At 55.5% G+C, this 13,701-nt stretch carries 13 protein-coding genes; 4 read left to right on the top strand and 9 right to left on the bottom strand.

Going from position 1 to position 13,701, the window contains the following annotated elements; all coding sequences use genetic code 11:
• Positions 1-203 precede the first annotated feature (203 nt).
• Both FHT86_RS38335 and FHT86_RS34250 read left to right on the top strand, forming a co-directional pair.
• Complete coding sequence (locus FHT86_RS38335; protein ID WP_133704295.1) at positions 204-563, top strand: hypothetical protein; 360 nt, start codon at positions 204-206, stop codon at positions 561-563.
• 860 nt (positions 564-1,423) lie between these two features.
• The gene (locus FHT86_RS34250) at positions 1,424-1,738 is read left to right on the top strand and encodes a GNAT family protein (RefSeq protein WP_312862649.1); all 315 of its coding nucleotides are present in this window, start codon (positions 1,424-1,426) and stop codon (positions 1,736-1,738) included.
• 408 nt (positions 1,739-2,146) lie between these two features.
• On the opposite strand, the gene FHT86_RS34245 is transcribed toward FHT86_RS34250, so the two are convergent.
• The 7 genes from FHT86_RS34245 to FHT86_RS34215 all read right to left on the bottom strand — a co-directional run bounded on the left by FHT86_RS34245 (position 2,147) and on the right by FHT86_RS34215 (position 10,081).
• Positions 2,147-2,353: a cold-shock protein gene (locus tag FHT86_RS34245; protein ID WP_133704296.1), complete on the bottom strand. Its 207-nt coding sequence runs from the start codon at positions 2,351-2,353 to the stop codon at positions 2,147-2,149.
• Positions 2,354-2,588: 235 nt separating this feature from the next.
• Complete coding sequence (locus FHT86_RS34240; RefSeq protein ID WP_133704297.1) at positions 2,589-2,864, bottom strand: hypothetical protein; 276 nt, start codon at positions 2,862-2,864, stop codon at positions 2,589-2,591.
• A 2,839-nt stretch (positions 2,865-5,703) separates the two neighbouring features.
• Entirely contained in the window at positions 5,704-6,333 is a 630-nt protein-coding gene (locus tag FHT86_RS34235) for a hypothetical protein (protein ID WP_133704299.1), read from the bottom strand.
• Between the two features lie 205 nt (positions 6,334-6,538).
• On the bottom strand, positions 6,539-7,270 hold the full coding sequence (locus FHT86_RS34230) for an SOS response-associated peptidase (protein ID WP_133704300.1): 732 nt from the start codon (positions 7,268-7,270) through the stop codon (positions 6,539-6,541).
• Positions 7,271-7,272: 2 nt separating this feature from the next.
• Positions 7,273-8,004 carry a hypothetical protein gene (locus FHT86_RS34225; RefSeq protein ID WP_133704301.1) on the bottom strand — a complete coding sequence of 244 codons (732 nt, stop codon included), beginning with the start codon at positions 8,002-8,004 and terminating at the stop codon, positions 7,273-7,275.
• 920 nt (positions 8,005-8,924) lie between these two features.
• On the bottom strand, positions 8,925-9,740 hold the full coding sequence (locus tag FHT86_RS34220) for a nucleotidyl transferase AbiEii/AbiGii toxin family protein (protein ID WP_133704302.1): 816 nt from the start codon (positions 9,738-9,740) through the stop codon (positions 8,925-8,927).
• Positions 9,740-10,081, bottom strand: coding sequence for a hypothetical protein (locus FHT86_RS34215; protein WP_132961099.1), 342 nt, complete (start codon positions 10,079-10,081; stop codon positions 9,740-9,742). Before FHT86_RS34215 ends, FHT86_RS34220 begins: the two co-directional genes overlap by 1 nt.
• A 767-nt stretch (positions 10,082-10,848) precedes the next feature.
• On the opposite strand from FHT86_RS34215, the gene FHT86_RS34205 reads away from it, so the two are divergent.
• Both FHT86_RS34205 and FHT86_RS34200 read left to right on the top strand, forming a co-directional pair.
• A complete protein-coding gene (locus FHT86_RS34205; protein ID WP_246779797.1) occupies positions 10,849-11,406 on the top strand; it encodes a flavodoxin in 558 nt (185 codons plus the stop codon).
• Positions 11,407-11,566: 160 nt separating this feature from the next.
• Positions 11,567-12,112, top strand: a complete 546-nt coding sequence (locus FHT86_RS34200) for a phospholipase D family protein (RefSeq protein ID WP_166656665.1) — start codon at positions 11,567-11,569, stop codon at positions 12,110-12,112.
• 72 nt (positions 12,113-12,184) lie between these two features.
• Here FHT86_RS34200 and FHT86_RS34195 read toward each other — a convergent pair whose 3' ends face one another.
• Positions 12,185-12,862: an HAD hydrolase-like protein gene (locus FHT86_RS34195; RefSeq protein WP_312862635.1), complete on the bottom strand. Its 678-nt coding sequence runs from the start codon at positions 12,860-12,862 to the stop codon at positions 12,185-12,187.
• A 190-nt stretch (positions 12,863-13,052) separates the two neighbouring features.
• Positions 13,053-13,397 (bottom strand): hypothetical protein, encoded by a 345-nt coding sequence (locus tag FHT86_RS34190; RefSeq protein WP_133704306.1) that lies wholly within the window; start codon positions 13,395-13,397, stop codon positions 13,053-13,055.
• Between the last annotated feature and the right edge of the window lie 304 nt (positions 13,398-13,701).

The raw sequence follows: 13,701 nt of genomic DNA, 5'->3' as shown, positions 1-13,701 counted from the left end.
CTGACATACCGATCGCTAGGCGAGGCGAGATCCACGAATATGCGCGGTGTGCAAATCAGGGAGCGAGCAAAACAGAATGAACCAAAAAACGCCTGAAGAGGCGGGTGATTTGGCAGGATGACTAGCAGTCGCGGCGCACGCAGCGTTCATCGGGAGTTCAGGCCCGATGGTTCATCGTGATGGCCAGCTAGGAGGAGTTCACGATGAAAAAGCTCTTGTCCGCCCTGACGGCGGTAGTTCTGGCTGCGTCTTTCGCCTTACCGCTAAACGCCGCGCCGATCTTCGTGCCGATACCCGCGCAAGTGCAAACCAGCTCTGTCGTACAGGTCAAAAACCGGCACCACGGTCATTGGCAGGCGGGTCGCCACTGGGACAGGCGGTATGCTGGGCGTTCCTGCCGTTACTACGGCAGCTGCTACCCTCGCCGATACGGGTACTACGGCCATCCTCGGTACTACGATGGCTATCGTGGGTACTATGGTCGTCGTGGGTACTACGGCGGCTATCCTGACTATTACCGCTACCGCCGAGGGTCGGGAGCCACCATCTATTTTAATTTCTAGCCGGTAGCGCTCGCAGGAGAGGGACAAAGTCGCAATAGTCGGACGCTATCGATGATCCAAAACGGTCCAGCCCTCAACACGGCCGCTCGATCCGAAAGATCGGGCGGCTTTTTCGCGCCCACATCAAAAAGACCGCCTCGGGCTGCGAGGCGGTCGATGCGGATTGGCATCCGCGGCCCTTTGGTGTGTATTAGGGGGGTGCACCAAAGTCCTTGCTAGGCAGTCGCCCCATTGAGAGGGGTGATGAGGCGATGGTGAAGGTTATCATCAGACCGCACCATCCGAAATTATACAGAGGTTGGCAAAAACTAGACCGAGGTATGCGGTGTCTTATTCACACGGGGCGCGCCACGGCAGCCCAGCCGGCAGCCTCACCAGCCGATCGGTTTTCCGTTTGGCAATACGGTCGCGCCTGCCAAAAAGAGACCGCCTCAGCAGCGACGCGAGGCGGCCAATGTTGATGCGTCGGTGACAGGGGGAGGAAACACACCGAGGCCAACTTGTCGCCGAACTGGGAGGAAGATGTTGCGGCGATAATCAAAAGTTACCACGGCACCGCTTCCGCCGAAATTAGACGTAGGTCTACGGAAACTAGACCTATGGATACGACCTCCACATGTCTCTAATTACAAATGCCGACTCATCGCCATGAGAACCGTGGACCACTGACCCGCCGTCGGCCTCGCAGGGCTTTGTCGCGTCGTGTCATCCTTACCGGTCACTGCCCTCAAACATCGGATCGCGTGAAGAGTAAACGCTGCAATGCATCAACCAGGATGCCGGAGTGTCGGCCGGCATGACGTAGTCTATTCTGACCGTGTTGGCTCTAATCCGATCGCCTACATTCAAAGCGTCGATGTCTGCAGCTCCAACGAGCTCCGGCCTTTCAACGAGGCGATTGGCCTGCTCTGCGGCACCTGTCGTGCTGGTATGTTCGTAAGGACTGCTGGGGACAGGGAGTTGCGGGTGAACTGGTGCATTGGGCGATCAATCATGCCCTGTCCCATCCGATGATCTATCGCACCGAGGCGGCTTGTGACGTCATGAACGTGGCATCGGCTCGTATGATGGAAAAGGCAGGCATGTCGCAGGGAGCATTGCTTCGGCGATACCTCTTCCATCCAAACGTGTCGGACGAGCCGAGGGATGCGTTCCTGTATTCAAAGGTCCGCTGAGATCGTGGGAAAGGCTCAGTCGAGAGTGGGGGCCAGCAGCGGCGGTTCCCGAAAGTCCCGACGGCGACTGTCGTCTATCGCGATCGGCAAATCGGTCAGCCAATCAAGAAAAACCGGATCGGGCCGGCCTGACCATTCGATGCACCCAACCCTCAACTCCGACCCGCTTTGACAATGTGAAGGTTTGGGCAACATGGTGCTTTCTCACCTCGAGACGGACATCGGATTGCCGATCCCTGTGGGTCGCTAGCCTTTGCGAGCCCGGTGCCGGGGACACAGGAAGGCAAGAGTCGCCGAGTCTGAAACACGTGGCGCAAGCGGTGGGCTTGCCGCGTAAAATCCGGCTCTCTTGTTCGGCAAACCCGGCACCATGCAGACTTTGCTAAGGTGCATCACTTCGACGGCGCGTTAGGCCTCTAGGTTGTCGGCCGACATCTTGCCGGACTTGCGATCCTTCACCAGTTCGTAGGTGATCTTCTGGCCATCAGTCAAACCGCGCATGCCGGCACGTTCCACTGCCGAGATATGAACGAACACATCCGCGCTGCCGTCGTCCGGCTGAATGAAGCCGAAACCCTTCGTCGCATTGAACCATTTTACAGTGCCATTTGCCATTGTCGGCTTTCTCCTAGTTTCATTTTCCGGCGGCGGCGCGCTGACGGAACGGTGTCGTAATATAGGAAGCAGACAAAAAACAACCATCTCCGAGAAGCGTGTTGCAAATTTTCAGCCGCAGATCGAGGTCAGCCTATGAACTACAGCGGGCCTGGATATCCATGACTCGACAAATATAATTGTCTCAGCATCCATTCCTAACCATCAAAGGGTGAGCTCGGCACCGATCGGCGAATCAAGTCGATGATATATCGAGACTGATGGTTTCGCCTCTGGCCCAGGCTTCGGCGAGACCCATCAGAATGTCCATCTCCTTCTTCAGGGCGACGGTTCGGATCACCTGCTCCACATGCTCGCTGTCGCCGTGAACGTAGTAGAATTCTCCCACTTCCATCCCGGCCGCTTTCCGGGTTTTCTCGAGCGACGACTTCAAGTCTGTCAGCTCATCCTTGATTGCGAAATAGCGCCGCATCACGGCAATCAAACGCAGGTCGTTCTCTCCGGCATTCATATTAGCGTCTTCCAATGTGCGTCAGACTTCGAAGAACCAGATTCTCATGATGCTGTCACTACCCCCGGCCGTGCACAAAGGTGATCACGCTGTCTGCAAAAAGGAAAAAGGCTGCCGCGGGAGGAGGTGCGGCAGCCTTCGAAAAAAACCGAACAGCAAGCTTGCGCAGCGCGCCACTGACGGCGGGAGGTTTGTGTAGTGTCGGTATTGCCGCCTTCGCACTACAGATTGGCCGGATGTGGAGTACGAAGACTACAATTTTCCTAAACCATCGAGGGGCGTCACCCCAACAGGGCGCGAAGGTTTGATCTTACCGCGATCGCGATGGCATCGACCGGGACAATCCGAACGACGTCAATCGCAACGACAGCCGCTTTCACGTCAGGGGCTCCCCGGGGGCGACCGTTAATCTGAGTGAAGAGGTTAAACCAGAGCGAACCTCCTCGCCTGAGAAATGCGAGATTGATATTCACAGAGGCTTGTGCCGTTTCAGATCGCGGCCGCGCTTCAGTGATGCGAGCGAAGCAGTACCATTGCCGGGCCTGCGAGGGCCGCAGCCGCGATCACGAGCGAAATCCCCACCTTTAAAGCCTTTATCCGGCGCGTTCTGACGCCGCTCCAATCGTACGCCAAATTATCCCCCCAAGTGCTGTTCTGCGTGAAGTGACCTAGCGGCCTCCTACCGCACGGCAAGGGGATGAAAATAGCTATCCCCCAAAAAGAACCGCAGCGGAATGAAGTGGCCCTACCTCGTGGCAGTGAGGCAGGGCCAGGGAACCGGGTAGGGCTCATTTCTGCGCGAGCAATTTTCCGGGGGGGCGCCTTGCTCGCGCTAGGTTTGCTACCACCGCAAGATGAAGCCAAACTGAGGACACGTGACAGCAATTGGAAATTCTCCCTCACGTTGCGGTGAGGAAGCGGCTCTGCCTTGTGGGGCAAAGCTGAGCCGGGAGACCGATTAACGGTTCACTTAGTGCGCGCAAGCGTCAGGGGAACTTGTCCGCGTGCTAATTTTATACCACTGATGGATGAATTTCCAGTCGATAAATCATCCTATCCTAGTCCATGACCCACGCATATGGGCCTGATTTTCCAATTCAAACGAGGAAAGCTACAGTGAGCGCGCGAAGTTTTTCGCCGGCGTTCGACCAACCGCGTTCGACGGACATCTCTCGCAAGCTCAAGTGAACGGCATCGAAGCCATCCTTAACGGCTGCGACCCCTCTGGCTTTACGGACCTCCGACAGGTTGCCTATATCCTGGTAACCCCGATGATCGAGACGGGCGGCTCCTTCATACTGCGTTCGTCGTGGGTGTGCGCGCAATGTGGATCGCCGATCTGATTTTTGAGGCGATGTTGGGTGGGTAAAGGGCGGCCGGCCGAGCGCATAGGCGCCGGCCTGATTGTCTTCATCTTTGTCGTCTTGCTCTTGGTAGAAGAGCTAAGTTGTCCTATTTTCGGTTGCGGCGACCACAGACGGCGATAGCTGGAGGTTGTCGTTTGTCTTCAGCATAATCGCATTTCCGGGGCTGCCGCTCTTACTCTCAATGATTTTTACACGCCACAGACGCTGAGGGACCAGAAATGCCAAGAATTTTGACGATCGTCTTTCGGTGCATCTGGGCGTTCGCCATAACTGCGACCGCTATAGGCCTCGGTGCGGCATATGGTTGGGGAAAACATGGTCTGGTTGCGGCCATCGCGCTTGGGTTTGTTGGTCTCGTGGTCAGCGCACCCTTCGCATATTCACCGGTAGCGTTCTTTGAATTGTTGGGCGAATTGCTAGCGACCCTAATTTGATCATCCTAGTCGGGAACCCTGAAGCTCCGCGTCTGACGTTCTTGGAGAACGGCGCTCGCCCCATGGCATGTGCAATTGTTCGCCAATCGTGGCCGCCCATGCCGGGAATTTGCATGAGGTAACGGGAGCTTAGATGGCTCAAATCGTCAGTCGTCTCGTAGCCAAGTTGATTAAGTTCGGCGAGCAATCCAGGGCGCAGTTTTAAGTCTTTGAGATTTGTCGTCGTAAAAGGAGATGTGGCATATCGGCGCCGATCTTCAATACTGACAATTATACAGGGAACATTGTCGGAGAGATCTAAGCAGGAAGACAACAAATCGAAACCCGCCGCTGCGATTGGAACGCAAGCGGCGGGCTAGGGCATCGCTGCTTGGTGAAAAGCGATACCGGGTGACACCTCTGTTACCCATTTGGAAAACCCAACTGCCCTGAGAAAGTTCCGGCGCGTTCTTGTAAAGACGGGACAATTGCGCCCCGCAGAAAACCTCACCGCAACGGGCGGCCGCGGTGAGGCCGAAGACCCTAAGGCATGTTAATGCTGCGTCTGCAGGACAGCATTAAGTCAGGGTGCCGGGTGACCGAAAGATTTTCGCTCTAACCCGCGAAATCTTATACGCGCATTAGCAAACGCTCACAAACGAGTATCCCCGCAATCCACAATGCTCTTGTTCCCTATTGCGAGAATTTATCGCCGCTGGGTGTGCGGATATTCCAGCCAGCGATGCTCATAGCAATACCGGCGGCTTTCGCCTCGGCTGATTTCATAGCCATGACCCTCCAATTGCTGCACGCCGGTTCTTCGCGCCAACGTTCAAAGTGACCTGGGGCGGTGGCGACGGCGCAAAAACGGGTTGTGATTATAGACACGCTTTCGTTTGCAATGGTATTCTAAAGTATCAACGATAGGAGGCGGTCGTGGGTATCAAACAGCCATACGACGAAGATGACCAGGATGGGCCAGTATACAAACCGCCCAAACGGCCCAATGTTTACATTCCCGATACCGGAACGGGCAAAGGCAAGCCGCCTCCGCCTCCTTCATGAGGCAACTTTGCGTCGCACTATGACGCGATCGATTTGCTCTGCAGGAACATAGGTGATTTCGTCGCCCCAATCAGTGTCTTCCACGTTCACCCTTGGCTGGTAAGCCTGCGAGCTGGCGTACTTGATGTGCGTCACATACATCGTAATGTCACCCTGAGCACCGAATGCGCAGGCTCCGCCGCGTTTGTGCTTGAAATTGGCTAGCTTTTCGCAGTGAAGCCACGTTCCATCTTTCAATCGAACGGTGAGTTGGGTGAATGGCAATTTCTTGTTTTCGAACAGTAAGAGCCATGCACTCGGGCGATCATAATGTAGGCTGATTTTCGTCTTTCTGAGAATCCAATAGTATCCATCGCGCCCATAGGTGGCCCAGAAAGCACCAATTATCATCGCGGCCAAGTAACCGACGATAGACGAGATTAATATCCCCAATTGCCAAATGGTATATGCGTATTGGTATGCGAATGCACCGAAAAAGCCAAATACAAGTGTTGAAAATATTACATCGGTGGTGTTCTGATAACCTCTAACTCCTGCGTTTGCGGTGAAATATGCCGAATATCCTGCTGCCAAAGCAAGCAATGTTGCCCACGGTAAACTTAGAAATTTTGAAATGTCGTCCATGGCGTTCCACACCTAGTTTTCGGAAAGCCATATGATCTTCTACTTATATGCAAATGCAACAAAAAAGTGCATTTGATACTTCGTAACGTTCGTCACTTCGCTCAGTAGGGTTACGCTCACCTCGCCATCCTCATCCGCGTTTTCCCGCACCAATGTTCGAAATGAACCGGCGCGGCCGGCCTCGTATCGGCTTGCATGTCGTCGGTCATAGCAATGTCGGCTCCGGATCGTCGTCGGTCGGCTCTTCGATGGGATCGAGGATATCGGGCGTGTTGTTCTTCGGCGATCCGACGTTCTTGCCGATTGGCCACATGGTCATCAGCTCGCTCGGGAACGGCCGCATCAAATCATAAGGATCAGGCTCGGGTGACAGCCAGCGCTCGTAGTCTTCCGGGTGAAGGACGACTGGCATTCGGTCATGGATCTGCGCCATCATTTCATTGGGCGCACAGGTGATGACCGCAAACATCTTCTCTTCGAGACCGGTATCCAGATTGCGGCGACCGGACCAAACGCCGGCGAGCGCGAACGGTTCCCCTGACTTCATGGCGATGGCGTAGGGCTGCTTGTTCTTGCCCGTGCTGTAAATGTCCTTCCATTCAAAAAAGCCGTTGATCGGCACCAGGCAGCGCTTGGATTTGTATGCCGCTTTAAACATGCCGTTGGTCGAAATACCTTCCGATCTGGCGTTGATCATCGGCCGGCCGGCATCCTTTGCCCAAGCTGGAATGAAGCCCCAGCGCGCCGTCGCGAACACCGGACCCATGACGTCGGGTTCTCGCACAATCTCCCTGACGATAATCGGATAATCCTGCTGCGGTGCCCCGTTGTAGCGCGGGAAGCTATTCGCCAGCCCTTCGGCATCACCTGGCGCCGCAAATGCAAAATTTGCGAGCAATTCCCGCAACGATGATCTTACATAGACGCGTCCACACATGGCTACGCTGCTCTCTTTCCGTTTAGCCGCATGATGGCTTCATAGCATTTTTCGACACGACAGGCGGCCTCTCGCGCGCCCCACTCCCATCCGGCCGAAGGGCAGGCGCGATCCGGACGCTCGAGCGGTACGTGCTCCACGAGCCAGAACCATTTCTCGGATTGCATGGTATAGTCGAGCCGGAATACGCGCCCGAGACAGGTGGCGCCGTCGTAGCCAACAAAGTCATCGCCTTTTTCTCCCGCCCAAGTGTGCCGCCATTTGTACCGCGGCTTCTCATCCAGCTTGATGCATTCGTGGGCCATCCAACCGTTCGATTCCATGGCCGGTGGCGGATTCTGCTCCCGCTCGATTTCCTTCACTGTATAGGCAGCCAGAATCGCATCCCGGACTTGATCTGCGATATCGTCCGTCAAAGCTTCGCGCTCTTCCGTGGCAATGCTTGCCAAGCGGAATGCCTGTTTGTCCGGGATGCCGAGCAGGACAGCTTCGATCTTGGAGGCAATAGCTTCGGGCGCGACCGCCTGGTCTCCATCAGTGATGTTCACAGCGCGTAGTAGCTCCTTGGCCATGTCGAGCGCGATGTGGGGAACGACCGACAGCTTGCGCCTCTTCCCGATCTCGTAGCCTGAAAAGTCGCGTCTGGTCTGCCGGCTGAGCCTGGAGAGGCACACCGATGCAACGAAGCGTAATGTCTCAAAAGCGGGTGTCGAATGACGGATATCGCGGGGCACGTTTATTCCTCGTTTTAGATTTCCGCCGCATGCCGCGTTCTGATTATGTTCTGGTAATGCCTGGAGTCAAGACGGCAATGAAAAGCCCGTCGCAGACCGAGGGGCGTGGCTGCGACGGGCTCGCGCTTTGGTGTGACCAGCCCTCACACTTGAAGCTGCGGGAATGGCTCCCGCATGAAAAAACGATCGTCGGAGTTTGTTGTTCCAGATCATCGCGGGCCAGCCAACGCAAACGGCAGAAGCCAATGCGGAATAGCCCGAAAGCTACGGCTACGATATCTGATTAGTGAAAGTGCTCGACGCGCGCGATCTCTTGCCGACTGTAGGCGGCAGATGCCACCAATCGACGCTTACTAAGGACGAGCCTAATCAGCTTTCGACCATTGAGGCTCATGGGGTCGATATTCTGCCTTTTGCAGCACCCGCTCACAGCATCTACCAGTGCGTCAACGTCTTCAAAATCGTGGAAATAACCAAGATCAAACATCATGCGTTCCTCCCGAAATAGGCAGAAGCGTGTATGATCTCCCAAGCGGTCGTAGCCATGAGATGCCGGCCGATGCGGCACCGTACTCCCCGAATATGTAGATGGCAAACAAAAAGCCCCGCCATTGGCCGGGGCTGAGGAGAGTGCGGATGGACTAGGCTGTCCCATCTACTTTTGTCATACTCATCCAGGCTCTTCAAACCAGTGCACGAAATGGCTCCTCGCCATCACCTCAGTCGGCTGTGTCCTCAGGCTTATTTCCGCTATTCGGCAGCAAATGCCACCAGCCGTTAAATGCATCCACTGGTGGAGGTTTTGCGCCAGGCAGCGGATGCTCGTCAGGGTCGTTTCGACAGGACCACCGCTCCTCATATAAGCAACTGCCACCAGGCGACAGGAGTGAGAAGTCCACAGCACCCACTCATGCGCCGAGTTAGGCTTTACCCCCCCAGCGGCTGCCTGCTTCAGGCAAATCTGGCGTCACTTCAGGCTCAGAGGTCGCTTTCCGATATCCGATCCCAGCGGTGTTGAGGTCATAGACCTCCAACGGAACGCCCGCAGTATCTATGGCCAATATCCCTACGAGTTCGGGGGGCGCATTGCGCAGGTAGTTCTCTGCGCGATCCAGAGCAACAATAAGTTCGTCCCGGATCATTGCGGCAGTCCAATCAGAAGGTAGGCCACGAACCGTCGTGTAGTCCTCATTCGTGACGGATAGGGCTTTATGCCGAATCTCATCGATTATACGCAATGGCGAGAAGTAAGGAGGTTTGCCTGCCGCGGCCATAATTATTGGCCCTAGCGGGCACATGTGGTTTTCGATCATCAGCAGATCGACGTAATCCCGAGCCTTCGTCCGCGTAGAGGCAGCGATCACCTTGTTCACCGCAAGATCAGCAGGGTGTAGACGGGCTCCCCATTCATCATCCCTGACAAGTGGAAAGAAGCGTGTCCGGGTCTCGCTCATCCATTGGACAAGGGTGCGTTCCCCGCCGCGCATTACACTTGCTTCAACGCAGCCGTAGATGTTGACTTCGATCGAGACTTTGAAACCGTCAGCCTCCAATTTCGCGATATCAGTATCCGCAGAGACCCCAATTTCCTCGTCGGTATCATGAAAGATGTCAATGTCATCGGACATCCGTGGCCAATCCATATTTAAGGCCAGGCCGCCAGCAATGTAGCTGGTGTCAGATCTGTTCCCCGCGATGGCGGCCATGATTTCTTTTTGGATCTGCGTCAGTGCCATCAGCGCCCATCTCCTAGCTGGACGACCATTTTTCGTCCCATCGCATAAGCTCGCGCATCACCGCGCTCCATAAGGGCATTGGCGACAACTCGCGCCTTCTGCGGAAGATCGTTCAGCTTTTCGATGTCGATGTTATCGAAAACTCTCAGCCCGTACCTCTCGGTAGCAATCCTGATAAATTCCACAAGACGACTCTTTTCAGCCCGATGCGCAGAGCGCAATTCTGCCGCGACACTCACGATCTCATCTCTGCGTGCTTTGGGAACGAGAACCTCCACCCTCACGAGATCGGATGCTCCTCCAGTCTCTCGGTACTTCTTGATGCGTTCTTTTGCAGACATGGTGACAGCTCCTACATGGGGCCAATATAGGCGTATCCCGGATACTCATCAAGTATCTATATTCGTGACGAAAAGCACAAGTTTTTAGTCTGAGTTCTCCAGGCTGAATTCAATCAAAACATAACCCCTCCGATCGCGCAGTATGTCAATCGCCACACGCATCGGGGCCATTGAATTCTGGCCTTGGGAAGAACCATAGTCGACGATCGTCAATGGGAACCGTCCAGCATGCTGCCTTCCCAAAGCGAAAACAAGGTAGCGATGCCGCCGCCTGCATTGCAGAGTGGCGGTTGTAGAAGCCGTCTCCCTCCATTGCGGAGACGTGATCCCGAACCGGATTGTTGGGCATGGCGTTGCCTCGCATAGCTTGGCCGCATGCTATCAGGCTACCGGCAGCTGACGACCGAATGTCTCCGTCGGACCAAAGACCTGCCATTGGTGGCATTTGCTGCCGAATTCCGCTTATTTCTATCGCGAACTTTCTGCGCGAGCTTCTGATAAGTCTCCTTCAACTCGATCATCGGAATTGAGCCGAGGCCGCAAACAAAGAGAATAGAAAAGACTTCACCGAGTGGGGTGTTTTCGAAAATAGAGACCACAAGAAGGGCGATCAAAAAATATGGAATGCCAACGAGGCGATGACGCATTTCGCAGTCGCCGAAGCCTTCGAGGGGAACTCCGTGACGTGGATGGAGAAGGTCTCTGACGAAGACTACGCCACTGGTCCGACCGAAGGCTGATCCCTGAACGCCGCAATGGAGATGCAAATGCTTCGACGCCACTTCCTTCAGACGCTTCCGCTCGTAGCAGCGGCCGTATCGTCAGTTCCCAAAGACGCCTCATCGCAAGCGGCTGGGCCCACGACAACGTTGGTTGCCTACTTCTCGCGGACGGGAAACACGCGCGTGATCGCCAACCAGATCCACAGAGCGAAAGATGCCGTTCTGTTCGAGATCAACCCCGCCGTCGCGTATCCGGAGGATTACGAGGAGACGGTGGCGCAAGCCAGTCGAGAGACAGCGACCGGCTACCTCCCGACTCTGGCGGCATCGGTCCCGGACACATGGCGGTATGGCGTGATCTATCTCGGGTTTCCGATCTGGGGGATGACGGCGCCGCCGGTGATCCGCTCGTTCGTTCAGGCCCTCGATCTGTCGGGCAAGGCGCTGTATCCTTTCATCACCCACGGGGGATATGGGCTTGGCAACAGCATCGATGTCCTCAATTCTTTGGCGCCTGGCTCCGAATTGAAGCCAGCCTTCTCGATGGAGGCGGATCAGGAACGGAGAACGCTCGAGCAGGTTAGAGGCTGGTTGCGTGGCTAGGTGGAGCAGATAGCAGCAGCGGTTCAGAACGTAGTAAAAATCCGGTATCATTGAGCAAGTGCGCACTTGCTTAATGATGCCGCGCTTTTGTTCGTTCGACAATTGTCACCGCTCGCGACATCCAGTTCGCATCTCGCGGGCGACCTGCTATCCATCTGCGATGAGATTCGTCATCGCTCTGCTTCTGGTGTTCGCGAACACTCAATCGGTCCTTGCCACCCAACCAGTGGCGGCAAAGGTGTCTGTCTGCTTCACTCCATCCGAACAATGTGAAGATCGTATCGTGGCCGAAATTGATCGGGCCAGGGCGTCCATCCGAGTCCAAGCTTACGGATTCACGTCGCTTCCTATCATCCAAGCCCTTCAGCGAGCGGCAGGCAGAGGCGTTGAAGTGCTGGCGATCCTCGACAAGACGAACGAGCGGAAATATTCCGGTGCGACGTTGCTCGAGGCTGCAGGAATCCCCGTCTGGATCGACTACATGCAATCCATCGCGCATAATAAGATTATTGTGATTGATGAGTCCTTGGTGATCGGCGGGTCGTACAACTACACCGCTGCGGCACAAAGACGAAATGCCGAAAACGTCACCTTTATCGACGGCCGAGAGGTCGCGCGCGAGTTCTTGGCGAATTGGGACAGCCGGCTGAAGGCGTCACGAGCGTTCGAAGGGCCGAATAGCGTTTCGAACAAGGAAGCGAACTAAGGATTGTGGACATCCACAATCAGAACGGCCACAAAACGCTCTCGTTCGATGAAATGTGCCTGCAGGCAGGATTCATCGATGGGATAGCGCCACGTCCGACCCGGCTAGCGACGTCAATTCGGCTGGTGCATCAACGAGGAGATCCGCGCCGGCAAGCTCAAGTTCCTCTCGACTACCGTAACCCCAAAGGACGCCGACGGCGCGCATCCGGTTCGCGTGAGCCCCGGCGATGTCGTATTTTCGATCCCCCACCATCAGGCAGTCCTTGGCGGGCAACCGGGTATCGTGCAGAATATGCGCCAACAGTTCAGGCTTATGGTCCAGGCCTGCTCCGGGCACCGACCCGTATATCCCCTGAAAGAGATCCGACAATCCGTGATTTTCAAGAATCCGATCTGCGAAGCTTTTTCGTTTGGAAGTCGCCAAGAAGAGACTGACGCCTTGAGAATGCAGCTTGACGATCGCTTCTCTTATTCCGGGGTAGAGTTCACTTAATAGGAGGCCACGGGTTCCGTAATCGGCTCTGTAGGCTTCCACCGCCTCTGTGACGCGGTCATCCTCGAACGAGCTGAGAAGATACCGCATCACGTCCTCGATGGGCGGCCCGATGATCGAGCTGATATCCATCTCCGGGTCGGTTTCATGGCCGAGCACCCGCAACGCTGCGCGGCAGCTTGAGAGGATGCCTGGTTGGGAATCAACCAGTGTTCCATCGAGATCAAGGAGGAGGTTCGAAGCGGCATAGGGCACGGCATCTCGCTTTCGTGTCATGCGGGTCAGGATAGAGCCGCTATAAACACGGTCACCGTGGAGCGGGTCAAGAGAAGCCGCTGTAGGAAGCGGATGCCTTCAAGGATTCGGCAAGTCGTAGTGTTTTTGCGATCAGCCTGTACCCTCGACTCCGAAGTCCATCCATCCCGCCATGACGTCCGGCTACGTTCTACACGCTGGCTCCCGCAGCGGGGTTATAATCCTTGCCATCGCTGGCCCCGGAGGACGAGACTGGGCCATGCAATATCGTGGTTTGGCCGTCGCCGAGCTTTGCGTTATCATCAGTTCCACCATAGTCTTCCGTGAAATCGATGCCGGACGCCATGTGGAGCAAAGCCCCAATGTTGCACGGGATATGACGGGCCGTTTCGCTCAAACGCAACAAAAGCGGAATAGCTTGGTCGTTCCAAAGTGTGCGGTTTCGGCGTCGAAGCTGGGTGAGTGAGTGACCAAAAGTCCTTGCGCTATAGGGCACGACGATGACCGGCTTCAAACCATGATGTTGCAACTGCATTTCGGGCCCGATTGTTGCATTTGTTCGTTCTGCAAATCGCAACAGCTTTGGGACTGTTGCAGGTCTCGATGAGCGAGAGTGTTGCGCTCATAAGCTCAGGCGAACGGAGGGATGTGGTAGACGACCGAGCGATACTTTGGATTGGTCCGTCGCTCCATAATTCGACCGCCGTATCCTTCCGCAATCCGCCTGCTGGCAACGTTCTCTTCCGCAACGGGATACTCGAAGTATCTGACCGGAACGGTTTTGCAGGTTGGATTTTCATCGCGGCTTCACCGAAAGAGTTGCATACGAAACTCTCCAA

It is taken from the genome of Rhizobium sp. BK313 (assembly GCF_014193655.1).
Lineage (GTDB): Bacteria > Pseudomonadota > Alphaproteobacteria > Rhizobiales > Rhizobiaceae > Rhizobium.
This window is presented reverse-complemented; position numbering and strand designations above follow the sequence as displayed.

Bases quoted from the DNA above. Each gene is read 5' to 3' on its own strand.
- FHT86_RS38335 (WP_133704295.1), top strand. From the start codon at position 204: ATGAAAAAGCTCTTGTCCGCCCTGACGGCGGTAGTTCTGGCTGCGTCT.
- FHT86_RS34215 (WP_132961099.1), bottom strand. From the start codon at position 10,081: ATGTCTGCAAAAGAACGCATCAAGAAGTACCGAGAGACTGGAGGAGCA.
- FHT86_RS34230 (WP_133704300.1), bottom strand. From the start codon at position 7,270: ATGTGTGGACGCGTCTATGTAAGATCATCGTTGCGGGAATTGCTCGCA.
- FHT86_RS34245 (WP_133704296.1), bottom strand. From the start codon at position 2,353: ATGGCAAATGGCACTGTAAAATGGTTCAATGCGACGAAGGGTTTCGGC.
- FHT86_RS34240 (WP_133704297.1), bottom strand. From the start codon at position 2,864: ATGAATGCCGGAGAGAACGACCTGCGTTTGATTGCCGTGATGCGGCGC.
- FHT86_RS34190 (WP_133704306.1), bottom strand. From the start codon at position 13,397: ATGCAGTTGCAACATCATGGTTTGAAGCCGGTCATCGTCGTGCCCTAT.
- FHT86_RS34205 (WP_246779797.1), top strand. From the start codon at position 10,849: ATGCTTCGACGCCACTTCCTTCAGACGCTTCCGCTCGTAGCAGCGGCC.
- FHT86_RS34200 (WP_166656665.1), top strand. From the start codon at position 11,567: ATGAGATTCGTCATCGCTCTGCTTCTGGTGTTCGCGAACACTCAATCG.
- FHT86_RS34220 (WP_133704302.1), bottom strand. From the start codon at position 9,740: ATGGCACTGACGCAGATCCAAAAAGAAATCATGGCCGCCATCGCGGGG.
- FHT86_RS34235 (WP_133704299.1), bottom strand. From the start codon at position 6,333: ATGGACGACATTTCAAAATTTCTAAGTTTACCGTGGGCAACATTGCTT.